Genomic DNA, 24,825 nt, shown 5'->3' with positions numbered 1-24,825 from the left:
TTTTTCATATTATAGTGTCATTTCTACCATCAAACTTATCCAATTTTACATCTTTATCAAATTTAAATTAAAAATCATTTAGGCTTCTTCCCAGAAACCTTCTATTTCTTCAAGTGTTTTCCCTTTGGTTTCTGGAATATATTTGTATGTAACAAACACAATCACAAGGATAAATGCTATGAAAATGAAATACGGTAATGAACCATTCCAAGTTGGTCCATTATTTACTTCACTTCCCATAACAACAGGAAACGATTGTGATACTACATAGTTTGCTGCCCATTGTGCTGCAACAGCAACTGACATCGCTACACTTCTAATTTTGTTGGGAAACATTTCTGATAATATCACCCAAACTACTGGTCCCATTGATAAAGCAAACGAGCCAATAAAAATTAAAACTCCTAGTAATGAGATGATTCCAACTGATTGCTGTTGTAAACTTACACCAAGTAATAAAAATCCGAGAATCATTCCTCCTGAACCTATATAAATTAATGGTTTTCTACCAAATTTATCTACCGTAAACATTGCCACAAATGTGAATATTAGGTTTATAAATGCTAGTAATATTTGTTGTGCTAATACATCTTCTTTTCCAAAACCTAAGGCTTTTTCAAAAATGTCTGCTCCGTAATATAATACTGCATTGATTCCTGTAAATTGTTGCAAAACAGACAATGCTGTTCCTATAATAATGATTCCTAAAATAGCTTTTGAAAAGTAATTCACTTTTACTTTGTCTGTACTTTTTGTTAGTGAATCTTTTATATCTTCTAATTCTTTTGAAGCAAATTCTTCATCATGAATTTTATTTAACACCACTAATGCTTCGTCATCTTTTCCTTTTAATGCTAACCAACGTGGGCTTTTTGGCACAAAAAACAGCAATACTAGAAATAACAAACTTGGAATTAATTCTGACCAAAACATGCGTCGCCAACCAAAATCAATATTTTGAGCTTCTGACAGATTGTTTCCAATAAAATATGTCGCTAAAAACACAACAAAGAATCCAATTACGATGGCTAATTGATAATAGGTTACCATTTTTCCACGAATATCACTTGGTGTAATTTCGGCAATATACATAGGTGCATTCATAGAAGCGATTCCTATTCCTAAACCTCCTAAAATTCTAAAGAATACTAATGTAGAAACGGTTTGCGGAAACAATTCTGGCAATCCTGAGCCGTATGCAGATAATGTGAATAAAACCGCAGAAATAATCAACGATTGCTTTCTTCCTAATTTTATACTTAAAAATCCAGCTGCAATAGCTCCAAATAAACAACCTATTAACGCACTACCAACAACCCAACCTTTCATGACATCATCTAACACAAAAAATTTACTTAAGTAAAATTGTGCTCCATTAATGACTCCAGTATCATAACCAAATAATAATCCGCCCAAAGCTGAGACGGCAGTTATGAGTAGTAAAAAAGTTTTTTTAGACATAGCTATTAATTTAAGGTTGTTAGTGTATTAAATTTTTACTAAAAATAGCGCGATAATAAAATAGAAATGTGATAAATCGAGCAAATAATACAACAAATGATGCATCCGTATTCGTATTGAAAAAAATAGTCCTTACACTATATTTAATTAAGGTTACTTCAAAAGAAATTGAAATTTTAATACTATATTTCATCAATCGATAGCTACTTATAATATGACTCTATTTCAACAGTTGAAAAAATTTAAATGTTATGCAATTGCTGTACTTATTACTAGCGTACTTGGTTGTGTTTCCAAAACAGATACCAATCACGTAAATGAGCATCAATATACAAATGAATTGATTCATGAAACAAGTCCTTATTTGTTACAACATGCACACAATCCTGTAAATTGGAAGTCGTGGAATCCGAAAGCACTTGCGCAGGCTAAAGAGGAAAATAAACTCATTATTATATCTATCGGATATTCTGCTTGTCATTGGTGCCATGTAATGGAAGACGAAAGTTTTAAAAATGATTCTGTAGCCAAGTTGATGAATGACAAATTTGTCAGTATTAAAATTGATAAAGAAGAACGACCAGATATTGATCAGGTATATATGAATGCTGTTCAATTAATGACAGGAAGTGGCGGCTGGCCATTAAATTGTATTACATTGCCTGATGGACGACCTATTTTTGGCGGCACGTATTTTACCAAAAGACAATGGATGGGAGCGCTCAACGATATTTCTTCATTATATGAAAAGAACCCTGAGAAAGTGATGGAATATGCTGAAAAACTAACTGAAGGTATTCAAAAATCAGAATTAATTACCTTAAATAAAGAAGCAGCTCCATTCAACCTTGAAACCATTCAATCCTATGTAAAAACCTGGAATTCTTATTTAGACTTCAATAAAGGCGGTCAAAAAACACAACTAAAGTTTCCAATGCCTACTAACTTAAAATTTCAATTGCGTTATGGAATTCAACATACTGATGAAAAAGTGCAATCATATGTAAATACTACACTAAAAATGATGGCATATGGCGGTATTTACGATCAAATTGGTGGTGGTTTTTCAAGATATTCTACAGATAAAAAATGGCATGTCCCACATTTTGAAAAGATGTTATACGACAACGCTCAATTGGTTAGTTTATATTCTGAGTCATATTTGGCAACAAAAAATGAATTACACAAAGACATTGTTACAGAAACACTTACATTCATAAACCGTGAATTAACAACTACAAACGGAGCTTTTTATTCTTCGCTTGATGCAGATAGTATGACAGCAACAAACGAACTGGAAGAAGGAGCTTTTTATCGTTGGACGAAAGCTGAATTAGAAGTTATTTTAAAAGAAGATTTCGAATTGTTTAAAAAGTTTTACAATGTAAATTCATATGGAAAATGGGAAGACAATTATTATGTTTTAATTCGAAAAGAATCTAAAGTTGATTTTGCCGCAAAAAATAATCTTGATCTTGATACGCTTAGCGCGAAAATACAAAACTGGAAAAAATCACTATTTGAAGCACGTGAACAACGAGCAAAACCACGATTAGATGATAAAGTATTGACTTCTTGGAACGCATTGATGCTAAAAGGATATGTAGATGCGTATCGTGCATTTGGAAACGCTGAATATTTAGAAGCTGCTAAAAAGAATGCACACTTCATCATACAGAATCAACTCCGAACAGATGGCGGACTGAATCATAATTATAAAGATGGTAAAAGTAGTATTAATGGATATTTGGAAGACTATGCGGCTGTTATAGAAAGTTTTATTGCGTTGTATCAAGTAACTTTTGATGAAGCATGGTTGCAAAAAGCCAAAGAATTAACCAATTACACACAGACACATTTTAAAGACGAAAAAACACAGATGTTTTATTTTACATCTGATACAGATACAAATTTAATTGCTAGAAAAACAGAAGTGAACGATAATGTAATTCCAGCTTCTAATTCTATCATGGCAAATAATTTATTCAAACTGAGTCATTATTATAGTAACAAAGAATACGAAAACCAAGCGAAGCAAATGTTAACGAATATGATTCCAAACATAGGCAATTCGCCTTCTTCCTATTCCAACTGGTTACAATTAATGTCAAACTACACAAGTCCGTATTTTGAAGTTGCCATTGCAGGTTCAGAAGGATTGGAAAAAATGCAGCAATTAAACACCTATTATTTACCCAATATTTTAGTTGCCGGAACGATGTCAGAAAGTACGATTCCACTTTTACAAAATCGTTTTATAGAAGATGGTACTTACATTTATGTCTGCGTTAATGGAACCTGCAAGCTTCCTTTAACGGAGGTTGAAAAATCTATTGAATTAATAAAGTAAACTCGTTCAATTTCTTTTTTGTTCCTTTAACTTTTCAATCTCTAATTTTAGGCTATTAATTTCATTTTGTTCACGAACTTTCTCTTTTAAAGTTTCAGCATACTCTTTCATGATTTTCAAATTCTTTTTATTGAAATCCCTCCCTTTTTTCTTATCGTCTTCAACTACAGAAAACCAAACAGGGTTAATTCTATTTTTATGTGGAGGATTGAAAAAGTAAATTCCATATTTTACTTCATCTCTATCTAAGAATAATGCCATTTTATGGAAATTTTTAATTTTATTGATATTATGATAAGTAAAATTTTCTTTACTTAAATCATTTTTTATAAAATTAATAATAGATTTAGGTGTCATTTCATCTTTATCTTCTTTTTCAAAAAAAACAGGGTGCTCACATTCGTAATATAATTCAATTGTTTTTCCTTTATCAAATATTTTCTCAAGATGCGTATTTTCTTTATTAGAACTTTTAATATGTAGGTTAATCAATGCACTTCCGGAATAAGAAACCATGATTAGTTTATTCCAATCTTTTAGGTTATTCACTGAATAATCATAAAAATGCCATGTTAAACTCAAATTTGTATTAATGATATTTTCACTATTAAAAGGGTAAAATTTCACATATTCAGGATCATCATATTTTGAATTTATTTCATGTGAACCTGTGTAGGGAATCTTATTATGAATTGAGCACTCTAAAATTACATCTTTAAAAATTTTATTTACATCACTATTTTTATATTCTTCTATAATTTCTCCTATAATCTTAGCAAATTTTTCGTAAAATTCTTTATTATTAACAGTAAGATGTTTGGTTTCTTTATTACCATAAAATGACTCATAAATTTTTTGAGATTTTAAAAACTCTTCATTGACTAAAAAGCTATCTTCTTTGAAAGTTCCACTTCTTTCATGGTGCAATAAATCAAAAATGTATTCTAACTTATTTTTATCTGAGTTCTTATTATCAAGAAATTCTTCAGAATATAAACGGTAATATTTCCCTGTCCTACCATGTGTAATTACATTTATTGGAACTTCACCATTAAATTTTAATAAATCAAAAAGTAAATTTACCTTATATCTATCTTGAAGAAGTTGTTCTAATCCTTTTGCAGTAGGATCTGTTTTTAGAATCCCCTCTAGATACTTTTGTGTGAAAATTTTACAGATAAACAAATGTCTCAAAGGTAAGGCAGGCTCAAATGGAGAATTAAAATAATCTCTAATATTTTTATATAAGCTTAAAAATTTAAGATTTATATTGTCCATTGAGTTTACATCTTTACTAGCTACAAAAAGTTTTAAAATAGTTTTTTTTACTTTTTTTATTTGTTTTTTTTGTATACTATATCTTTTTTTCAGTTCTTCTTTTTTTCTATCATTTACTTCGTTTAAAATCTTAATTTCTAATTTTTTCAATCTGTCATGATCAATATAATAGGTTAGTTCTTTCTTAAATTTATCATATTGATTATAATCATTTATATGATCTATCTTTTCGGAGATGTTTTGTAAAATTTCTATCGGATGAGGATTGAATATATAAAGACTAGTCTCAAATCTATCTTTTTTTCTATGCCTATAATTTTTGAGTATATTTTCACATACATGCTCGAATACATCAGTATCATTAAATGCATATCCAACTGCAATAATGTTGAATCTTTTTATCTTTTTTTCACCTTGATCAAGTTCATTAGTATGGGAAACTGTCCCTTTAAATATTTTTTTAAGTAAATCTCTAATAGAGCTTGACAAGTTTAAATATTGTGGCACAGAATACAATAGCGAATCAATATCACTGATTGTGCCATGAGGTTTTATATAAAGAGGTATTCTTAACCTATTTTCAACAATCGCTTTCTCAAACTTTATACATGATGCATCATTTGTGATTTTCATCCAGTCAGAATCTCCCATTTCATCTTCAATAGCACTATCTAACATTTCATCAAAATTTAAGTTGATGATGACATCTATAAATCGATGATTAAACATATGTGCAATGATTTCATAAAATAAATTTGGTATATATCTATAATTTAAAAGTTCAACAATACATTTTGTTATATCTTCTTTATTAATAAACTCATGTAAAATTTTTAAAGCACCTTCAAATCCAATTTTATCCAATAATGTCTTCATTTTCATTGAATCATCTCTTACCCGATTTATATGTTTGAAAGCATCTGAAAAAAATTTCTCTGCAAAAGGTCTAGTCTTTTTATTCTGTTCAATTATTTTGGAGATTTCTTTTTCTTTTTCTTTATCTTTTTCTAATTCTTTTTTAGTTCCGTATATCATTTCAAAAACTGATAATTTCTCATAAAGTTTTTCTACAATTTGATCTGTTGTGTAAGCTTCACTACATGCATTTTTAGAAGCTCCTGCTCCAATTATGAGAATGTTTCGAGAAAAACCTATATCATCTTCTGTAATTCCTCTTTTGAGTATTGTTTCTATCCTTTTCCATTTTATCTCAGAAGGATCAAAATCTGAATCATCAGTATTCTTAGTTGAAAGAGACAAATTATAATGATTAATAGCTAATGCTTTTGCTAAACTGTCCATACATAAAGGTTTTCTTAAATATAGGAAAAAGAAGCCAAAAACCTCATTACTGCAAATCTAAATCCTACATTTTTGTTTAATCCTAAATTTATCTACTTATTATAAACATCAAAGCTAGTCTACTTACAAATCATAAATTTAGAGTTATCTTATTTATAGAAAAATATTTCAAAATTAGCTTGTAATTTTATAGTTTTGAAGCATTCTTACAATTCATAAAAACCGAGAAGCTTTGTTTTTCGGTATTCAATTTTCTAAATACTTTAAGATCATCATTCCGTTTACAATCTATGGCTGCTCAACGTAGAGTTTATTAAGGAATATCTTATACCATTGTATGTTAAAAAGTCATAACATATAACTTCATATACTAAAAACTCAACACAAGTTTGTCGATGTTTTAGGGTAACAAATATTGTAATCGTGAACTTTTACATTATTAACTTAAATTTTCATATTATGAAAAAAAGAAATGTAAAAAGCTTAACGCTTAACAAAAAGTCAATTTCTAACTTTAGAGCTAACATTGTAACTGGTGCGGCTCCTAACACGAAAACGTATTGTAATTGTGCGGACCCTATTGCGGAACCATTAACAATTGAAGTATACTGCTGGGGACCATCAGGACGTATGCAATGTACATCTGAGTAATTTCATTAATTTGAAAATTATTTAATTAGCGGGCTTCGGCTCGCTTTTTATTTTATAAATAGAAAATTTTAATAGGATATTTTTCATATATTGATAATGAAATAAAACCATAAATTATGAAAAAAAGAACAACACAAAGTTTAGCATTAAATAAGAAATCAATTAGTAAATTAGATCGTATTATTGTATCAGGAGGAAGATTAGGTTCTAATCAAACAACTATTCCAGTAGGAGTTTGCACTTGTCACTTATCATGTTATTCTTGTCCTGACTGTCCAACAGAATTAAAAACTGCAAAATAGTAATTCATAAAAACTGTTATAAAATCTCTTAGTATTTTAAATATTAAGAGATTTTTTAGTTTTTAAACTATAGATATGTATAAAAAATCATCAAATAACTAGACATCTTCCCTGTCTTTGCAGTGAATCTATTAGATAAATACAATATTTTATGAAAAAAGTTGTTATTTTTGTGTTCACTTTGAAAGAATTATTAGATTTTTTGAATCTAATTCTGACCACAACACTCATGTTTTTTCTACATTGATTGCCCCCAAAATCACGTAAACTATTTCATGAATTATTTTTGAATAACAGATGTCTTTTTAAGTGTTTAAAAATGAATTTAACCTATTAAAGAAAACTAAAATCACTTAATAAACTATTGTAAACAAAGGAATTACATAAAATTTAGATTTTAAATGTTTTATTTTATACTTTTTTTGAAAAAATATAAAATGTTTAAAACAAGGACACTTTAGTTACATAACAGTGTCAGATAATTAACAAATACTTGTTAATATTGTTTGTATTTAAAATTTATAAAATCCTAAAAATCAATAGCTAAAATTATTTTTGTGAGTTTTTTTTTATATTTTTATGCTGTGAAAATACAAATTACCATATTATTATTTTTCATATTTGCCCTTAACCTACATGCTAACATCCCGAATAAAGCGGATGATCAGCTACAGGATAATATTACCTCAAATGTGGTTCCAAGCCAAGGAGAACAAGCTGGTTCTTATATCATAAGTCCAGATGAAGGTGGTTCAGGGACATTGAAAGGTAGCTTAAATTCAATTTTAGGTTATTCTATATTTATATTCTTCTCTGTATTAATAATTATATTGATTGATAACAGAAACCTAGAAAAACGTTACAAGAAGTTAGTTTCAGACTTTAAAAATAAAGATCCGCTCTTATAAAAATATAATCCATAAAAAAAGTCGAATAGTAATATTCGACTTTTTTATGCTGTATTTTCAATGGAATTAATTAATTCCTTTTATGATATCATACTTTGTAATAATATGATGTTTATTGTTTCCTAAATCAACCAATACTGCTTGATTGTCTTTTGTAATTAATTTTGAAATATCATCAATAGAAGCATTTTTGTGTACTACAGGAAACGGTTCTTGCATGATATCTGAAATGTACATGTCGCTAATTTCTTTGTTTTCCATATATTTTGAAAACAATGTAGTTTCATCAACTGAACCTACAAAACCTTCAGTATCAACCACAGGAATTTGAGAAATTTTGAATTTACGCATACGTTCTATTGCATGTGACACCAATTCTCCTGTTTTTACGGTTACCAATGGTTTATCATGATGATCATTAATTAAATCTGAAGCTGTTGACACTTCTTCATCTAAGAATCCGCGTTCACGCATCCAATCATCATTAAACATTTTCCCTACATATCTACTTCCGTGATCATGAAATAACACAACAACAACATCGTCTTTTGTAAAATGCTCTTTTAACTGCAATAATCCTTTAATAGCAGACCCTGCAGAGTTTCCTAAAAACATTCCTTCTTCTTTTGCTAAACGTTGTGTATATACAGCAGCATCTTTGTCAGTTACTTTTGTAAATCCATCAATGATATCAAAGTTTACATTTTTTGGTAAAATATCTTCTCCAATACCTTCTGTGATGTATGAATAAATTTCGTTTTCATCAAAAATTCCTGTTTCATGGTACTTTTTAAATACAGAACCATACGTATCAACTCCCCAAATTTTCACATCAGGATTTTGTTCTTTTAGGTATTTTCCAACACCAGAAATTGTTCCTCCTGTTCCAACTCCAACAATAAAATGTGTTATTTTCCCATCTGTTTGCTTCCAAATTTCTGGACCAGTACTTTCATAATGCGCTTTTGCATTACTTGGATTATCATATTGGTTTACATACCAAGAATTAGGAGTTTCTTCTCCTAAACGCTTTGAAACCGAGTAATATGAACGTGGATCATCTGGTTCTACAGCAGTTGGACACACTACAACTTCAGCTCCAACAGCACGTAAAATATCAATCTTTTCTTTCGATTGTTTATCAGCCATTACACAAATAAGTTTGTATCCTTTTATAACAGCCGCCAAAGCTAATCCCATTCCTGTATTTCCAGAAGTACCTTCAATAATCGTTCCTCCTGGCTTCAAACGTCCATCCGCTTCTGCATCTTCAATCATCTTTAACGCCATTCTATCTTTCACAGAATTTCCGGGGTTAAATGTTTCATATTTTGCCAATACCAAAGCGTCAACATCTTTTACTAAGGCATTCATTTTCACTAAAGGTGTATTTCCAATAGTTCCTAATATATTTTCTGCGTATTCCATGCTTCTAATTTGAGCGTACAAAGATACAAACTCTCTTTAGATTTATATTACACCAATTATGATTTAAAATTTAAAGCTATAAATTGCACATACAAAGAGTAATTGCTTCACCTTTTGAAGGAGGACAATAATCACTATCACAAATATCAATAGAAGGTCGAGGTCCACAAATAAATACACTCTCTCTTGTTGTTGTATTTCCCCCTTTAATTTTAGATTGATAAAAATTCGAAATTATTTTTTTATTCAGTTTTAATGATTTAAAATTTTTCCTTTTCATAATATCATGATTTAAGTTAAATATAACTCTAACTTACATATAAGCTTAGTAAAGTCCAAATGGATATTCTTATAATCTAAAACACCAAAAAAATCAGGTAAACTTAATTGCTTTTACAGGCGTAATTTTTGTGATAATATAAGAAGGTAATATTAACATTAATACACACAAAACCAACGTACCAATATTCAATGCTATGATATGCCAAAGTTCAATATGTGTTGGAATAATAGTAGTGTGATATTGTTCTGGATTTGGAAATTTTAGAAACCCAAATGTACGTTGCGACCAAATAAGTCCTATTCCAAGAACGTTTCCGATTAATAATCCTATTGCAATTAAATAAGTTGCGTTGTATAAAAATATTTTTTGAATACTCCAATCATTACTTCCTAGTGATTTTAAAATTCCAATCATAGGAGTTCTATCTAAAATCAATACTAACAAAGCAGTAATCATATTGATTCCTCCAACAATAATAATGATTCCGATGATTAAAAAGATATTGACATCAAATAGTGAAATCCATTCAAAAATAAACGGAAACTTACTCACTATACTTTGTGTATCTAAATTTGGAGGTATGACATCATAAATTTCATCGTCTTTCTGCTGAATCAATTCAAAATCATCTAGAAAAACTTCAAAATTTCCTATTTGATCTTTTTTCCATTTATTCATTCGTTGAATATGACGAATATCAACCAACATGACATTTTCATCAAATTTTTGAAATCCAGATTCGTAGATTCCAACAATTTCAAACGTTCGTTCATTAGGAATTTCGTTTGTATTTTCTTTTAAAAATAAGGTTTTGAATGTATCGCCTAACTTAAATTCTAAACGTCGTGCTAAATAACTTGAAATTAAAATTTCTCTATTTTCACGTTTTTCAGACACATTTGGCAAACGTCCTTCTTTTAAAAAATCTTCAAAAGGAGTCCAATTATAATCTTTCCCAACACCTTTTGCTAAAACTCCTTCAAATGTTTTTTCGGTGCGAATAATTCCTGCTTTCGTAGCTACAGCCTGGATATGCGTTACGCCTTCAACCTGTGTAAAACTTGGGTAAAACTCTTGTTTTGAATCTACTGGAAATAGTGAAACTTCCGAGTCATTATTATCAAAAGTAGAGATTTGAATGTGTCCATTAAATGCTGCAACTTTTTCTTGGATCGTTTTTTGCAGTCCCATTCCTGTAGCTATCGCAACCATCATCATGACAATACCAATCGCAATTGCAGCAATAGCGATTTTTATTATTGTTGCTGATACACTACTTTTATACTGTTTTGCCTTAATAATACGTTTGGCAATAAAAAACTCGTAATTCAAATTCAAGAATGGTTTATAGATTTTTCAAAAATACATTTTTATTGTTGTTATTAATCGGATTTTTCACAAGATGTGATGCCAAAACACAACAAAACGCTCACAAAGCTGCTGAGAATGGAAATCCAGTAATTTCAGAAACGAAAAAAGAAGTTATTGTTGGTGCTAACAGAACAGGTATGTTTTTACCAAAACTTCAAAATAAACGTGTTGGAATTGTTGCCAATCAAACCAGTGTTATTTTTAAATCAGAGAATGAATATACGCATCTAGTAGATTCGTTAGTTGCGCTTAACGTGAATGTACAAACAGTATTTTCTCCTGAACACGGTTTTCGTGGAAAAGCTGATGCAGGCGAACTTGTAAAACATGGAAAAGATATTAAAACAGGTTTACCAATTATTTCTTTGTATGGAAAGAATAAAAAACCATATCCTGAACAGTTAGAAAATTTAGATGTTGTTATATTTGATGTACAAGATGTTGGCGCACGTTTTTACACTTATATTTCTACACTACATTATGTGATGGAAGCTTGCGCTGAAGCGAATATTCCTGTGTTAATTTTAGACAGACCAAACCCGAATGGACATTATGTAGATGGTCCCATTTTAGAAAAGGAATTTAAAAGTTTCGTAGGAATGCATCCAATTCCAATTGTTCACGGAATGACCATTGGTGAATATGCTCAAATGATTAATGGTGAGAATTGGTTAAAGAATAGCGTGAAATGTGATTTAACTATTATTGAAGTTGAAAACTACACACATGACACTTTTTACAGTTTACCCATAAAACCATCACCAAATTTACCAAACGATCAGTCAATAAATTTATATCCAAGTTTATGTTTACTAGAAGCTACGCCAGTAAGTATTGGACGTGGAACAGAGAAACAGTTTCAAATTGCAGGAACTCCAGATTACTTCTTGAAACGCCATTCGTATAGCTTTACACCAAAACCAAATTTTGGAGCAAAAAATCCAAAAAACAATGGAAAAGAATGCCACGGTTATGATTTATCACAAGAAAAACGTTTGTCTGAAATTAATTTGAAATGGTTGCTAGAATTTTATAATACACATCAACAACACGCGGCAGATAAACCTTTTTTCAATAAGAATAATTTCTTTTACAAACTTGCAGGAACTGACAAATTACAACAACAAATTGAAGCAGGATTAACCGAAACTGAAATTAAAGCAACTTGGCAAGAAGGATTGAATGCTTTTAAAAAAGTTCGTGAAAAATATTTGATTTATAAATAAAGAGTTTATTGTTTGAAACAATCTTTTTGCATTTAACATTTATCATTTTAGATCTTATTCTTCTCCTCAATCCAAAGTGACATGTATTTGGTGCTTTTTGTAGTATGCAATTGCAACATACTTCCAAAGAAATTGTTTGCCCTATGTGCTTCTAGATTGTGAAATGTAGTTTCTATTTTTTCTAAAAGTTGTTGCTGAAATCTCTCTTTTTGATAACGTGTTGAAAGAATTTCAAAACCATTTTGCTGCGCTGTTAACCAACGATTTTTATCTGTATACAATTCTACCGTTTCATTGACTAGAGTTCCAACAATATCTGAAACAATTCCGTTCCAAGGTACATTCCCATGCATTCCTTCTGCTCCAATTGTAGTGGTTACGCATGGCGTTCCATGTTGCATTCCATCAATGAATTTACCTTTTAAACCCGCTCCAAAACGCAATGGTGCTAATAAAATTCTAGCTTTTGAAATGACTTCTGAAGCACTTTCGGCTCTACCGTGAACGAAGAACTTTTCTTTTGGTTGATTCAGTTGTAAGCTATCTTGTTTCGCATATGAACCATACACATGCATTTCTGTTTTTGGAAGTTTACTACGTAAAACTGGCCATACTTCTTTCTTCAAATACAACACCATATCACGATTAGGCGCATGTAAAAAGTTTCCAATTGTTACAAAATGTTGTCGCTCTTCAAAAATTGGTAAACTTTCTATGTGTTCTCTTGATAATGATTCCAACATAAACGGAATATATAACAACAAGGAAGCGTCTATTTTAAAATGATTGATCAAAATATCGCGTTCCACTTCAGAAATTAGCAATGAAATATCGCAACGTAAAATACTGGCAATTTCACGCTGTGCCAATTGATACCTTTTTAGCATATCAACATGAAATTCTTTTTGGTCTTTCAATGCTTGATGACGTGCTTTTCGTAAACTGTGTAGATCTTCTGTGTCTAATATTCGTAATGCATTAGGACAATGTTCCGCAACGCGCCAACCAAATTGTTCTTCCATCATAAAACGATCAAACAATACTATTGACGGATTTAATTTTTGTATAAAATCATCAAAGCCAGTATCATTAATTTGAATTGTTTTTGAAGCAATCCCAATCTGACGTAAGTCATACCCAAATTCACTTTGAGCTGCTGGACATGCAAAAGTAACTTCCCAATTTTGTTCTCGAAACAATTGCAATAATTGCAACATTCGAATTCCTGCGGCGGAAGAATTTGGCTCTGGCCAAACGTATCCAATAACTAAAACCTGATGATTCATGTAATACGATTATTCATCAGCATTCAACGTTGTTGGCGGACGATATTTGTTAAAAGGAATTTTTAGTAAGCTTTTTAAGTTTGCATTTTCGGAAGCATTCGGATACGTATCAACACCATAAACCAATGTTTCAGGATCTTTGGTTGCGAATGTTTGAAAAATTCGATCCCAAATTGAAAATATGTTTCCATAATTTGTATCTGTATACGGTAATACATTGTGATGATGCACTTTATGCATATTAGGAGAAACAATTACATAACTAATAATTGTATCTAACTTTTTAGGAATGCTAATATTTGCATGATTAAATTGTGATAATACCACAGACATTGATTGATATAACATTATAATTGCTATTGGCGCACCTACAAGAATAACGCCTAGTAAAGTAAACATAAAACGAATGACACTTTCGCCTGGATGATGACGATTTGCGGTTGTAGTATCTACATGCGTATCTGTATGATGGACTAAGTGAAAACGCCACAATACAGGAATTCTATGTTCTACATAATGTGCCAACCAAGCACCAAAAAAATCTAACGCTGCAACTCCAATTAGAACATACCACCAAGCGGATAAACTTGGAAATTGAATATCAATCCATTGCAATATTCCAAATTTATTAGCAATCGCCCATTCTGAAGCTTCAAATAATAAGAATGCTAGAAAGAAGTTGATCACAATTGTAGTGAGTGTAAAAAATATATTAATTCCAGCATGATTGAACTTTTTGTAATCAAATCGAATTAACGGAATTATATATTCAATTAACCAGAAAAAAGCGATTCCTCCAATTAAAATTGCACTTCTGTGCGAAGATGGAATAGCATCAAAATAAGTTAAAATAGTATCCAAAATGATAAGATTTTGTGGGTGTAACGATCTGTATAAAGATACAGTTTTTCTAGATTTCTTTAAGGATTATTTTTTTCCTTTGCTTGCCAAAACAGTCTTTAGCTTCTCTACAATATTATAAGTTGCTGGGCAAATGGCAATATTATTCATGGTAATTTCAGAGATTTTATGAAACTTTTTACGATCTGTATGTGGATATTCTCTGCATGCTTTTGGTCGTACATCATAAATCATACAATCATTATCAGCTCCTAAAAAATGACATGGTGCGCTTTTCAATACATGATGATTATCTTCATCAAAGTATAAAAACTGGCTTATAAATTGATGTTCTTTCATTTTAAAATGCTTAGAAATTCGCGCAATATCGGCATTCGTAAAAATAGGGCTTGTTGTTTTACAACAATTTGCACAGGTAAGACAATCTGTTTTCTCAAACTCTTCTTCATGCAAATCTTGCATGATATAATCTAAATTCTTTGGTGTTCTCTTTTTGAGTTTAGTAAAGAATTTTCGGTTCTCTGATTCTACCTCTTTTGCGAGTTTGGGAAGTTCATTAATAAAATCTTGCATGGGCTTTTCCTGTTTGCGACAAAGGTAAATTATATTTTTTGTTTTTGTTGGGTAACAAATCTTTTACAAGAGAACTTATAGATGAATATAAAAAGTTATAAATCATTCAAAGGTTTGATTTACGATGATTTTTAAGTTCAAGAACCTATAAAATTGAGGGTTATAGGTTAATTATTTAGGTTATAGTTAACACAAAGCGACGAGGAATACTTTGTATAAATCGTTGCTTTTTTTATGTCTTTTCATCAAATATCAATTACTTGATGTACTTTTGTCAGCTAGCATTATTTATATGAAAGATTTATTCGGAAAAGCGATTTTGGATTATCAACAAGGAAACTACACAGAGGATTTAGTAACCGCTACGTCTATTTCTGAAGAAGATTCATTACCACTTCCCTATTTATTTCGTTCTTATAAAGAAATGCCAAAACTGGAACAAACTGCACTTCAATTATCAAAAGGAAATGTATTAGATGTCGGTTGTGGCGCAGGAAGTCATAGTTTGTATTTACAAAACGATCGCAACTTAGATGTTACGGCTATTGATGTTTCAGAAGCTGCGGTTGAAGCTTGTAAATTAAGAGGAGTTGAAAAAGCAATTCAAACAGATGTATTAGGTTTTTCTGGAAACTTTGATACCATTTTATTATTAATGAATGGTGCCGGAATGTGTGGAAAACTCAAAAACATTGCTTCCTTTTTAAATCATTTAAAAACCTTATTGAATGAAGGTGGACAAGTTTTAGTTGATTCTTCAGATATCATTTATATGTTTGACGAAGATGAAGATGGCGGCAAATGGATTCCTTCCAAAAATGATTATTATGGTGAATTGCTCTATTACGTAAGCTACAAAGGTGAGCACGAAGCACCTTTTCATTGGTTATATGTAGATTATAACACGCTTCAAAATGCGGCACATGCTTGTGGTTTTCAATGTGAACTTTTACTCGAAGGAGAACATTACGACTATTTAGCAAAGTTATTTATATAAAACACAAAAGTTCACTTCGAAAACCTAAGTGAACTTTTATAATAATTTATATAATTAATTTCTAGTTGAGGCTATATCCTTTTTCTGCTAATTTATTGAGTACATTTTTATACAGCTCACCACTCCATTGCATAGAAATTTCACCTTCTATTTTTGCTAATCCATCTTTACTTGCAATCATTTTTTGTCCTGTTGCTGAATCGTAAAAGTTTCCTATTTGTTGTCGTTGTATATCTGTTAACTTTGTAGCATCAGCTAACATTTGCTTTGCGGCTGCAGATTCATAAAATGCAGTCATTGTTTTAATATCATTCAATGTAAAGTAAGCTTTATAAGCTGATACTAAAATTGCTTTAACATCTTCAACTTGTTTTCCTTTTAGACCTTCTAATTCTTTCCAAACTGCCTCAGGAATCTTATATGTTTCAAATTGTTTTCGTAACATCGTAAACATTCCATCAATAGCTCCTTCGTATTGTTGCTGTGTTCCGTTAATGGATAAATAATGCTTTACATTTTCTACATACGGATCAGTTTGTGCAAAAGATTGTTGTAAACTGCATAAAAATAAAACGGCAATAAATAGTTTTTTCATATTAAAAAAAATAAAACGGGTAGGTGTTTTAAACAAAATACTTTTCAAATAGTGTTCCAAAAGCGATACAAATATATTTTATTATTAATCAATCTATTATAATTGGACAAATTATAAGAAAAAACCAACAAATTTTGTCGCAAAATGAATGATTCTCATTGTAAATGTTATTTTTTTGTTAATTTCGCAACAAAAAAACCTAACTAAACCAATCAACACCACCCATTTACTATGAAAAGAATTACACTTTTCGTTCTGTTGTCCTTTATATTACAGGCAACAGCACAAAATTCTCAACGACCGCAGCCTGAAAGTTGGAATCTTTCAACTATTGCAAAAGTAACCCCGATTGAATTACCCAGACCTAATTTAACTGCCTTACAAGCAGAAGACGTTGTAAATGATGCAGATAAATCAATTCCATGGCGATTTGGATACGATCATTTTGTCGATTATGGTATCACAAATGCTGGAAAATGGCATACTCTACCAAATGGAGATCGTATTTGGAGAATTAACTTTGTTTCTCCAGATGCTTTAACAATGAATTTAATTTTTGATCAATATAATATTCCAAAAGGTGCAAAAGTGTATATCTATAATGATGATCATTCTGAAATATTGAATGAATTTACACACCTACACAATAACCCTGAAGAAATTTTAGGAACTTGGATGTTACATGGAGAAAGTCTTTGGATTGAATATTTTGAACCAAAAAAAGTAAGTGGTCAAGGACGCTTAAACATCGGAAATGTTGTCCACGGATATAGAACTGTAGAAATGTATGATGATGCAAACCCTGAAGCATTAAATGATTCTGGAGCTTGTAATGTAGATGTTAACTGTGATATTTCTTCATTCAATTCAGATGCACATAATATCAAAGAAGGTGTGAAAAAATCTGTAGCAATGCTTGTTACAGGAGGAAGCGGATTTTGTACAGGAGCCTTGGTTAACAATACTGATAACGATGGAACACCATATTTTTTAACTGCTAATCACTGTTTAGGTGGTTCTGTTTCAGGTTGGGCATTTCGCTTTAACTGGGCAAGTGATGAATCTGTTGCAGATTGTGCTACGAATGCTCCTAGTGTAGATAATTCTTTTATCCAAACAGCAAGTGGTGCTATTCTAAGAGCTTCAAACTCTAAATCAGATATGGCATTATTGGAAATTACTGATGTTGCTTTTTTCTCAACAAATAGTGCTGATTTAGTTTGGGCAGGTTGGAATCGTTCTACCACAGATGTACCATCGCTAGTTGTAGGAGTTCATCATCCTAGTGGCGATATTCAAAAAGTATGTGTAGATACGGACGGTGCGTACCGTAACACAATACTTTTCAATGGAAATCCAGCTACAGAAATTTGGCATATTGACGCTTGGGATTTAGGTGTGACTGAACCAGGTTCATCAGGTTCTCCATTATTTGATCAGGATGGATTGATTATTGGAAAACTCTCTGGAGGTTATGCAGCATGCTCAGGAACAAACGATAACAATCTCGAAGATTGGTACGGACGTTTTGGTATTTCTTGGGATTTTAGCGCTATAAATTCACAACAATTAAAATTCTGGTTAGATCCAGCAGGAACAAACCCAATAACACTTCAACAATTTCCTCCATCTGAAGGATTTGATTTTGATGCAGCACTTACTGTTTTAAATATTCCAACAGATTTATGCAATGAAACAATTACACCTACATTACGTATTAGAAATGCAGGAAGTACAGCATTAACGAGTGCTACAATCTCACATCAATTAGATACAAATACTGCGATTACTATTAACTGGACAGGAAATTTAGCGAATGATGAATTTGAAGATATTCCTCTTACGGCAATTCCCGTAAGTGGTATTGGATCACATTCATTTACCGCTACTGTTTCAAATCCTAACGGAAATGCAGATCAATTACCCATAAATAATACTAATCAAATACTTTTTAGTATTCCTGATTCTTATGAAGCAACTACAATTAGAGTAATTATTACTCCTGATGGTTATGGAGCTGAAACAACTTGGGAACTAACAGACTCTAATGGAGCTGTTGTGAGTAGTGGCGGACCATATACTTCTGTGAACATGAATGTAACACAACCAGATGAAATTACAGATATAGTCATCACTACATTTGACGAATGTTATACGTTTACATTAAATGACTCTTTTGGCGATGGACTTTGCTGCCAATATGGGCAAGGAACTTATAGACTGGAAGATGAAGATAATAATGTATTAATAGATGGTAATGGAAATTTTGGAGGAAGTATTTCTCATGTATTAAAAATGATTTCACCACTAAGTGTTAGCGAAAACACATTGGCAAACAACTTACGTATTTATCCAAACCCATCAGCTACTGATTTTACGGTTTCAATAAATAATTTTTCAAATTTATTATATGAAATCACTAGTATTACTGGGCAGAGAATACAAGCAGGAATCTTTACAAAAGGCACAAATACTCTTTCAATGCAACGTGAAGCTGCTGGTTTATACTTTATCAAAATCTTAGATACAGAAACAAATATTAGCATCACTAAAAAGATTATTAAGTATTAAAAACAAATAACAAAATTACTATTTTAAACATCCGTTTTTTGAAAGAAAGACGGATGTTATTTTTTATAATAATTTTCAATTCAGTAAGAATCTTGTAAATCTGGTAACAATCTTTTTAGACTTCATTAAAATCGCTTATTTTTAACGAAATTTTGGAAGTAATGAGTATGGAAAATTTTAAAGATCATATTGATAAAGGATATGCAACCAAAGGTGATTATATTACAATGGGCGCTGCAATGCATGAAGGTGAAACCGTTACAGAAGCCTATGTGAAAATTCCGTTGAAAACATTAAATCGTCATGGATTAATTGCTGGAGCAACTGGAACTGGAAAAACAAAAACATTACAAATTCTTGCCGAAAACTTATCCGACAAAGGAATTCCTGTACTATTAATGGATTTAAAAGGTGATTTAAGTGGAATAGCACAACCAAGTCCTGGACATCCAAAAATTGATGAACGTCATACAAAAATTGGATTTCCGTTTGAAGCTAGCAATTTCCCTGTAGAAATACTTTCATTATCAGATCAAGATGGAGTGCGTTTGCGTGCTACAGTTTCTGAATTTGGACCTGTATTACTCTCTCGAATTTTAGACTTAACAGAAACACAATCAGGAATTGTCGCAGTAGTATTCAAATATTGTGATGATAACAAAATGCCACTACTCGATTTAAAAGACTTCAAGAAAGTATTACAATACGCTACAGATGAAGGAAAAGAAGAGTTTAAGGAAATGTACGGACGTATTTCTAGCGCTTCAACAGGTGCTATTTTACGTAAAATTGTAGAATTAGAACAACAAGGTGCTGACTTATTTTTTGGTGAAACTTCATTTGATGTTGAAGATTTAACTAGAGTTGATAAAGACGGAAGAGGTTACATTAACATTATTCGCTTAACAGATATTCAAGATAAGCCTAAGTTATTCTCAACGTTTATGTTGAGCTTACTTGCTGAAATTTATGAAACATTTCCAGAACAAGGTGACAGCGGACGCCCAGAATTGGTATTATTCATTGACGAAGCACATTTAATCTTTAAAGAAGCTTCCAAAGCCTTATTAAACCAAATAGAAAGTATTGTAAAACTGATTCGCTCCAAAGGAATTGGATTATATTTCGTAACTCAAAACCCAACTGATGTTCCTGACGCCGTTTTAGGACAATTAGGATTAAAAATACAACACGCTTTACGTGCGTTTACAGCAAAAGATAGAAAAGCAATCAAGTTAACCGCAGAAAACTATCCTGACTCTGAATATTATGATACAGCTGAAGTATTAACTTCCTTAGGAATTGGAGAAGCATTAGTTTCTGCATTGGATGAAAAAGGTAGACCAACACCATTAGCCGCAACGATGTTACGTGCACCGATGAGTCGTATGGATGTGTTAACTCCTGCCGAATTGAAAGAAGTGATCGACAATTCTAAATTGGTAAAAAAATACAATGATGAAATTGATCGTGAAAGTGCTTACGAAATGCTAAATGAAAAGATTAAAAAAGCAGAAGCAATTCATGAAAAGGAAAAAGAAGCAAAGGAAAAAGAAGCAAAGGAAAAAGCGAAATCATCAAGAAGTTCAAGTAGAAAAAGTACGCGGCAAAATCCAATTGTAAAATTATTAACCAGTGTTACATTTCTTAGAAGTGTTTTAGGAGTTCTTAAAAAAGTTATCAAATAATAAAAAACTAAATATAGTAGATGAAAAAATTAGTATTCCTCGGAATTATTGTTGCCTGTTTGGCAAGTTGTGCAAAAAAGGAAGATCCATTTTTAATTCAAAAAGATCAAATTGGAAAATTACACAAAGAAATTATTGTACAACAATTAGATTCAATCTACGCGAATGATTCGTTGGTAAAGCGTATTGGCGAAGGTGATTATGTACAAGCTGGTGATGATAAATATTTGATTTATGAAAAAGGCGGAAAACAATTATTAACATTAACACCTAGACAACAACACGATAAAAGCGAAAAAATTAAAACGATTCAAGTACATGATGAACGTTTTAAAACTGCAAAAGGAGTTTCTACAAAAAGTACATTTAAAGACATTCGTGAAAACTATAGTATCAAAAACATTTACAATACTATGAATACAATTGTCGTGATTGTTGATAGTAACGAATATTTTACGATTGATAAAAAAGAACTTCCAGAAGATTTGCGTTATGATGCTAGTTTAACAATTGAAGCCGTTCAAATTCCAGATGCTGCCAAAATAAAATATTTCATGATCAACTGGGAACATGTTGACAAAACTGAAAACGAGAAGAAAGATGAGCAATAAAAAGTATCACATTCAAAAAGCACCTTTTGTCGTTCCTACAACAGATGGAAAGTTGATTGAAGAACACTTCGGAAATGCTACAGATGGAAACTCAAAGGTAAGTATTGCACATATGGTTGCTCCACCAAAATGGAAAGAACCGTTTCAAACGCCTGCATTTGATGAATTCACATATATCATTAGAGGAAAAAAGCAATTTATCATTGAAGATGAAACAATTGTTTTAGAAGCCGGACAATCTATTAAAATTGAAAAAAATACACGCGTTCAATATTCCAATCCGTTTGATGAAGATTGCGAATATTTAGCTATTTGCTTACCTGCCTTCTCCATGGATTTGGTAAACCGAGAGGACGAATAGAAAACTTACAATTATATAATACTACAAAAGCAGTAATGAAACTTAAAATCATTACTGCTTTTTTTATGTTTTAAAACGAATTCTAGTTTAACGTCAACGAATTCTAAAACCACTCCGAAAAACCGTGAAGTTGCCACTACATTTGAAATGTAATTAAGAAACAAAGTCATCTTAATCACACATAAAAATTACAAATTTTAAAAAGAAAGATCAAATGTGGTACGATGTAACAACAACAAAAATGATTCAAAAATATTTGAATATCTATTCGCAAATCAAAATGCAATTTGATAATGAAGGAAAAGTAAACACGGTTGCTTTATTTCAAGAAGGTAAATGGATTTCGAGTCCAACATTAGCAAAACGAATGCGATTACAACACATTGCATTGCCGCTAAAACAAGAAGCATCTATCACATTAAAAAGATAAGTTAGGTTGGTTAGTTGGGTAAAATCAGCTTGAATAGCTTTTGATGGCTGTCAAAAGTTACTATCAAAATGTATTGAAGAGTGGGTTTTCAAAATGCAATACTGATAGTAGTTTCAATCCGAAAGCAGATTGCTATTATTCAAGCTGATTTTCACACTAAATCAACAAAAAATATAATCATAACAACAACACAAAAAACAACGTATAATTTAATAAATCACAACACTATGAAAACAAAAGCAATAAAAATGGCAACATTCATGGGACTTGTATTAGCGCTCGTATTTGCATGCTCCCCAAAAGAAGACTCTAACGATATGGCTTCAATAGAAGCAAGCGAAACTGTAGCAAAACAACAAGCAGTTGTGTTTATTGCTGGATACGATAAAGGATCGCAAACCTATTATAAAGATGCTAAAAAGCATTTTGAAGCACAAAATTACACCATTGTTGACGATGCATTTTCACTTCAAGAAATCATTGCTTGGTTAAATAAAAATCACAACAATCAAGATTACAATGAAATTCATATTGTAAACAAAGGAAACTCTAAAAAAGGACTTTCATTAGAAACTACTATTCATGGCGCGCCTTTATCGCAAGAATCATTAGTAAACTGTTTAAAAGAAAGTACACTTCCTAAACTTGAAAATGTATTAGCAGAAAATAGCAAACTTGTATTTCACACGTCTGAATTAGGAAAAAACAAAGCATTATTACAAATACTAAAACAAACATTTACGGCTAACTATCAGCCAAAAGTATTTGCTACGCCGCATGCAACAGTATTCAACGGACAATTTCAAAAACATTTCTTAGCAAAAGCGTTTTATGGATACTATCCAACAGCACAATCACCTGGAAATGTAGATTTATCAAAACAATTCATGCGTACATATCCTTATGAAGATATTCACTGGTTAGACGCAATTAGAACAAAAGAAGAAAAAGAGCCTGGAAAGCCATTTGCTTACAAATTCAATATTCCAATTCGTTGGGAAGTACAATTCTCAGATGATGAAGATGTACCTTCATTGGCAGACGCTAACGAAATTATGGATTGGATTGACGACAACGAAGTGTACAGTCAAAAAATAAAAGACACAGGAATACCATTAGAAAAATTCAGATGGAAAGCTGTAAAAGTTGGTCAAAAAGTAATTTTTAAAGGAAAAACAACAGCAGTTTGTGTAATGAAACCAATGATGCAACATAACAATCCATTATCATACGTTCGTACAGAATTTGACAATCAACGTTACTACACGCAATTATAATAATATAGTAATGTATCAATTTTAAGATTTAATAAATAGGATCTTCTTTCAATCCTTTAACCATTATTATCTTTTAATCTCTCCAAATGCAGTCGAGATACTTAGTTACGGAATAAGTATTCTCGACTGTTCTCTCTTTAGAAACCTATCAATTTTACCCTATATTTGTGTTATGCATACATTAAAACCCAAAACATTTATTTTACTTCTTTTCTTCATGTGTTTCACAAACAGCTATGCACAAAAAGAAAATGTTTCCTTATATATCTATCATAATTTCACTATTCAAAAAACCTATGCATTGTATGGAAATAATGTAAAACTAAGATCCGAACCAAATACCACATCTGAAGTTGTAACGATACTACATATTGGAGATTTTGTAAAAGTTTTAAAAAAAACAGATCAAATTCTAGAAACTTCAACTGCTAAAACGGCTTGGTATGAAGTTGTTCATAATGGTAAAAAAGGATTTATTGCAGGACAATTTATCGCGAATGCTCACAAAAAAAATGGAAACCAACATTTCTATTTTCGAAAATTTCTAAATGAAGAACAAGGTGTATTACATATCAGAACTGTATTCAACACAAAAAAATATACAGAAACCATAATAAAACTAATGGACGAAAATATCGGCATTAGCTTTTCTCCTTCGCACGACTTGCAAAATGTAATTCAAATTTTAGAAATAAACTATTTTGGTGATTCTTGTGGAGCCGAAAGTGGATATACGGTATTATTTTTGAAAGATAATTATAAATTGATCAAAGTGGCTGATTTATCTAAAATTGGCGATGGTGGTGTGTATGCGCTATCTGAAAAATTTACATATACGACAGATGAAGATAACGGACAGCCAATTGTATTATTTACCAAAGAAGAAGGCGAACTTATTGATGACGAAAAAGGTTGGTTCGAGTCTAAAACAATGAAACGCATATTCGAATGGAATGGTCAAAAGCTAGTCCCAGAATTTTCAAAAGAATTCAAAAAACGAGCGACTCCAAATTAA

The 24,825-nt window shown here is 31.1% G+C and carries 21 protein-coding genes; 13 read left to right on the top strand and 8 right to left on the bottom strand.

Annotated features, from left to right (window positions below; translation table 11 throughout):
* Window positions 1-78: 78 nt before the first annotated feature.
* Window positions 79-1,461, bottom strand: coding sequence for a sugar porter family MFS transporter (locus Q0828_RS14925; RefSeq protein ID WP_298422643.1), 1,383 nt, complete (start codon window positions 1,459-1,461; stop codon window positions 79-81).
* A 232-nt stretch (window positions 1,462-1,693) separates the two neighbouring features.
* On the opposite strand from Q0828_RS14925, the gene Q0828_RS14920 reads away from it, so the two are divergent.
* Window positions 1,694-3,811: a thioredoxin domain-containing protein gene (locus Q0828_RS14920; protein WP_298422641.1), complete on the top strand. Its 2,118-nt coding sequence runs from the start codon at window positions 1,694-1,696 to the stop codon at window positions 3,809-3,811.
* A gap of 6 nt (window positions 3,812-3,817) precedes the next feature.
* Here the strand turns inward: Q0828_RS14920 and Q0828_RS14915 are convergent, their stop codons facing one another.
* The gene (locus tag Q0828_RS14915; RefSeq protein ID WP_298422639.1) at window positions 3,818-6,391 is read right to left on the bottom strand and encodes an SIR2 family protein; all 2,574 of its coding nucleotides are present in this window, start codon (window positions 6,389-6,391) and stop codon (window positions 3,818-3,820) included.
* A 459-nt stretch (window positions 6,392-6,850) separates the two neighbouring features.
* Here Q0828_RS14915 and Q0828_RS14910 point away from each other — a divergent pair, with 459 nt between their 5' ends.
* The 3 genes from Q0828_RS14910 (at window position 6,851) to Q0828_RS14900 (ending at window position 8,252) form a co-directional block, all read left to right on the top strand.
* Window positions 6,851-7,042, top strand: a complete 192-nt coding sequence (locus Q0828_RS14910) for a hypothetical protein (RefSeq protein ID WP_298422637.1) — start codon at window positions 6,851-6,853, stop codon at window positions 7,040-7,042.
* A 116-nt stretch (window positions 7,043-7,158) separates the two neighbouring features.
* Window positions 7,159-7,344, top strand: a complete 186-nt coding sequence (locus Q0828_RS14905) for a hypothetical protein (RefSeq protein ID WP_298422634.1) — start codon at window positions 7,159-7,161, stop codon at window positions 7,342-7,344.
* Between the two features lie 557 nt (window positions 7,345-7,901).
* Window positions 7,902-8,252 carry a hypothetical protein gene (locus Q0828_RS14900; protein ID WP_298422631.1) on the top strand — a complete coding sequence of 117 codons (351 nt, stop codon included), beginning with the start codon at window positions 7,902-7,904 and terminating at the stop codon, window positions 8,250-8,252.
* A gap of 66 nt (window positions 8,253-8,318) precedes the next feature.
* Here Q0828_RS14900 and Q0828_RS14895 read toward each other — a convergent pair whose 3' ends face one another.
* Window positions 8,319-9,680: a pyridoxal-phosphate dependent enzyme gene (locus Q0828_RS14895; RefSeq protein ID WP_298422628.1), complete on the bottom strand. Its 1,362-nt coding sequence runs from the start codon at window positions 9,678-9,680 to the stop codon at window positions 8,319-8,321.
* Between the two features lie 373 nt (window positions 9,681-10,053).
* Window positions 10,054-11,295 (bottom strand): FtsX-like permease family protein, encoded by a 1,242-nt coding sequence (locus Q0828_RS14890; RefSeq protein ID WP_298422625.1) that lies wholly within the window; start codon window positions 11,293-11,295, stop codon window positions 10,054-10,056.
* 8 nt (window positions 11,296-11,303) lie between these two features.
* On the opposite strand from Q0828_RS14890, the gene Q0828_RS14885 reads away from it, so the two are divergent.
* Window positions 11,304-12,560, top strand: a complete 1,257-nt coding sequence (locus Q0828_RS14885) for a DUF1343 domain-containing protein (RefSeq protein ID WP_298422622.1) — start codon at window positions 11,304-11,306, stop codon at window positions 12,558-12,560.
* 47 nt (window positions 12,561-12,607) lie between these two features.
* On the opposite strand, the gene Q0828_RS14880 is transcribed toward Q0828_RS14885, so the two are convergent.
* The 3 genes from Q0828_RS14880 to Q0828_RS14870 all read right to left on the bottom strand — a co-directional run bounded on the left by Q0828_RS14880 (window position 12,608) and on the right by Q0828_RS14870 (window position 15,280).
* Window positions 12,608-13,846: a glycosyltransferase family 4 protein gene (locus Q0828_RS14880; RefSeq protein ID WP_298422619.1), complete on the bottom strand. Its 1,239-nt coding sequence runs from the start codon at window positions 13,844-13,846 to the stop codon at window positions 12,608-12,610.
* Between the two features lie 9 nt (window positions 13,847-13,855).
* On the bottom strand, window positions 13,856-14,707 hold the full coding sequence (locus Q0828_RS14875) for a sterol desaturase family protein (protein WP_298422616.1): 852 nt from the start codon (window positions 14,705-14,707) through the stop codon (window positions 13,856-13,858).
* A gap of 66 nt (window positions 14,708-14,773) precedes the next feature.
* Window positions 14,774-15,280, bottom strand: a complete 507-nt coding sequence (locus tag Q0828_RS14870) for a YkgJ family cysteine cluster protein (protein ID WP_298422613.1) — start codon at window positions 15,278-15,280, stop codon at window positions 14,774-14,776.
* Between the two features lie 292 nt (window positions 15,281-15,572).
* Here Q0828_RS14870 and Q0828_RS14865 point away from each other — a divergent pair, with 292 nt between their 5' ends.
* Window positions 15,573-16,277 (top strand): class I SAM-dependent methyltransferase, encoded by a 705-nt coding sequence (locus tag Q0828_RS14865; RefSeq protein ID WP_298422610.1) that lies wholly within the window; start codon window positions 15,573-15,575, stop codon window positions 16,275-16,277.
* A gap of 61 nt (window positions 16,278-16,338) precedes the next feature.
* On the opposite strand, the gene Q0828_RS14860 is transcribed toward Q0828_RS14865, so the two are convergent.
* Complete coding sequence (locus Q0828_RS14860) at window positions 16,339-16,872, bottom strand: DUF2059 domain-containing protein (RefSeq protein WP_298422607.1); 534 nt, start codon at window positions 16,870-16,872, stop codon at window positions 16,339-16,341.
* 231 nt (window positions 16,873-17,103) lie between these two features.
* Between Q0828_RS14860 and Q0828_RS14855 the strand changes: the two genes are divergently transcribed.
* From Q0828_RS14855 to Q0828_RS14825, 7 genes are all read left to right on the top strand, one after another.
* Window positions 17,104-19,443 carry a trypsin-like peptidase domain-containing protein gene (locus tag Q0828_RS14855; RefSeq protein WP_298422604.1) on the top strand — a complete coding sequence of 780 codons (2,340 nt, stop codon included), beginning with the start codon at window positions 17,104-17,106 and terminating at the stop codon, window positions 19,441-19,443.
* Window positions 19,444-19,610: 167 nt separating this feature from the next.
* Window positions 19,611-21,131: a helicase HerA-like domain-containing protein gene (locus Q0828_RS14850; RefSeq protein WP_298422601.1), complete on the top strand. Its 1,521-nt coding sequence runs from the start codon at window positions 19,611-19,613 to the stop codon at window positions 21,129-21,131.
* A gap of 20 nt (window positions 21,132-21,151) precedes the next feature.
* The gene (locus Q0828_RS14845) at window positions 21,152-21,742 is read left to right on the top strand and encodes a hypothetical protein (RefSeq protein ID WP_298422598.1); all 591 of its coding nucleotides are present in this window, start codon (window positions 21,152-21,154) and stop codon (window positions 21,740-21,742) included.
* On the top strand, window positions 21,732-22,103 hold the full coding sequence (locus Q0828_RS14840) for a cupin domain-containing protein (RefSeq protein WP_298422595.1): 372 nt from the start codon (window positions 21,732-21,734) through the stop codon (window positions 22,101-22,103). The genes Q0828_RS14845 and Q0828_RS14840 overlap by 11 nt, the downstream gene beginning before the upstream one ends.
* Before the next feature lie 214 nt (window positions 22,104-22,317).
* Window positions 22,318-22,533, top strand: a complete 216-nt coding sequence (locus Q0828_RS14835; RefSeq protein WP_298422592.1) for a hypothetical protein — start codon at window positions 22,318-22,320, stop codon at window positions 22,531-22,533.
* 227 nt (window positions 22,534-22,760) lie between these two features.
* The gene (locus tag Q0828_RS14830) at window positions 22,761-23,810 is read left to right on the top strand and encodes a hypothetical protein (protein ID WP_298422589.1); all 1,050 of its coding nucleotides are present in this window, start codon (window positions 22,761-22,763) and stop codon (window positions 23,808-23,810) included.
* A gap of 172 nt (window positions 23,811-23,982) precedes the next feature.
* Window positions 23,983-24,825, top strand: a complete 843-nt coding sequence (locus Q0828_RS14825; RefSeq protein ID WP_298422586.1) for an SH3 domain-containing protein — start codon at window positions 23,983-23,985, stop codon at window positions 24,823-24,825.

This window comes from uncultured Kordia sp. (genome assembly GCF_947496985.1).
GTDB lineage: Bacteria > Bacteroidota > Bacteroidia > Flavobacteriales > Flavobacteriaceae > Kordia.
Note: the sequence above shows the minus strand (reverse complement) of the source record. Positions and strands in the feature narration are given on the sequence as shown.

Coding starts and splice junctions, on each gene's coding strand:
- Q0828_RS14925 (WP_298422643.1), bottom strand. CDS start 1,461: ATGTCTAAAAAAACTTTTTTACTACTCATAACTGCCGTCTCAGCTTTG.
- Q0828_RS14915 (WP_298422639.1), bottom strand. CDS start 6,391: ATGGACAGTTTAGCAAAAGCATTAGCTATTAATCATTATAATTTGTCT.
- Q0828_RS14910 (WP_298422637.1), top strand. CDS start 6,851: ATGAAAAAAAGAAATGTAAAAAGCTTAACGCTTAACAAAAAGTCAATT.
- Q0828_RS14905 (WP_298422634.1), top strand. CDS start 7,159: ATGAAAAAAAGAACAACACAAAGTTTAGCATTAAATAAGAAATCAATT.
- Q0828_RS14895 (WP_298422628.1), bottom strand. CDS start 9,680: ATGGAATACGCAGAAAATATATTAGGAACTATTGGAAATACACCTTTA.
- Q0828_RS14885 (WP_298422622.1), top strand. CDS start 11,304: ATGGTTTATAGATTTTTCAAAAATACATTTTTATTGTTGTTATTAATC.
- Q0828_RS14880 (WP_298422619.1), bottom strand. CDS start 13,846: ATGAATCATCAGGTTTTAGTTATTGGATACGTTTGGCCAGAGCCAAAT.
- Q0828_RS14870 (WP_298422613.1), bottom strand. CDS start 15,280: ATGCAAGATTTTATTAATGAACTTCCCAAACTCGCAAAAGAGGTAGAA.
- Q0828_RS14865 (WP_298422610.1), top strand. CDS start 15,573: ATGAAAGATTTATTCGGAAAAGCGATTTTGGATTATCAACAAGGAAAC.
- Q0828_RS14860 (WP_298422607.1), bottom strand. CDS start 16,872: ATGAAAAAACTATTTATTGCCGTTTTATTTTTATGCAGTTTACAACAA.
- Q0828_RS14855 (WP_298422604.1), top strand. CDS start 17,104: ATGAAAAGAATTACACTTTTCGTTCTGTTGTCCTTTATATTACAGGCA.
- Q0828_RS14850 (WP_298422601.1), top strand. CDS start 19,611: ATGGAAAATTTTAAAGATCATATTGATAAAGGATATGCAACCAAAGGT.
- Q0828_RS14845 (WP_298422598.1), top strand. CDS start 21,152: ATGAAAAAATTAGTATTCCTCGGAATTATTGTTGCCTGTTTGGCAAGT.
- Q0828_RS14840 (WP_298422595.1), top strand. CDS start 21,732: ATGAGCAATAAAAAGTATCACATTCAAAAAGCACCTTTTGTCGTTCCT.
- Q0828_RS14835 (WP_298422592.1), top strand. CDS start 22,318: ATGTGGTACGATGTAACAACAACAAAAATGATTCAAAAATATTTGAAT.
- Q0828_RS14830 (WP_298422589.1), top strand. CDS start 22,761: ATGAAAACAAAAGCAATAAAAATGGCAACATTCATGGGACTTGTATTA.
- Q0828_RS14825 (WP_298422586.1), top strand. CDS start 23,983: ATGCATACATTAAAACCCAAAACATTTATTTTACTTCTTTTCTTCATG.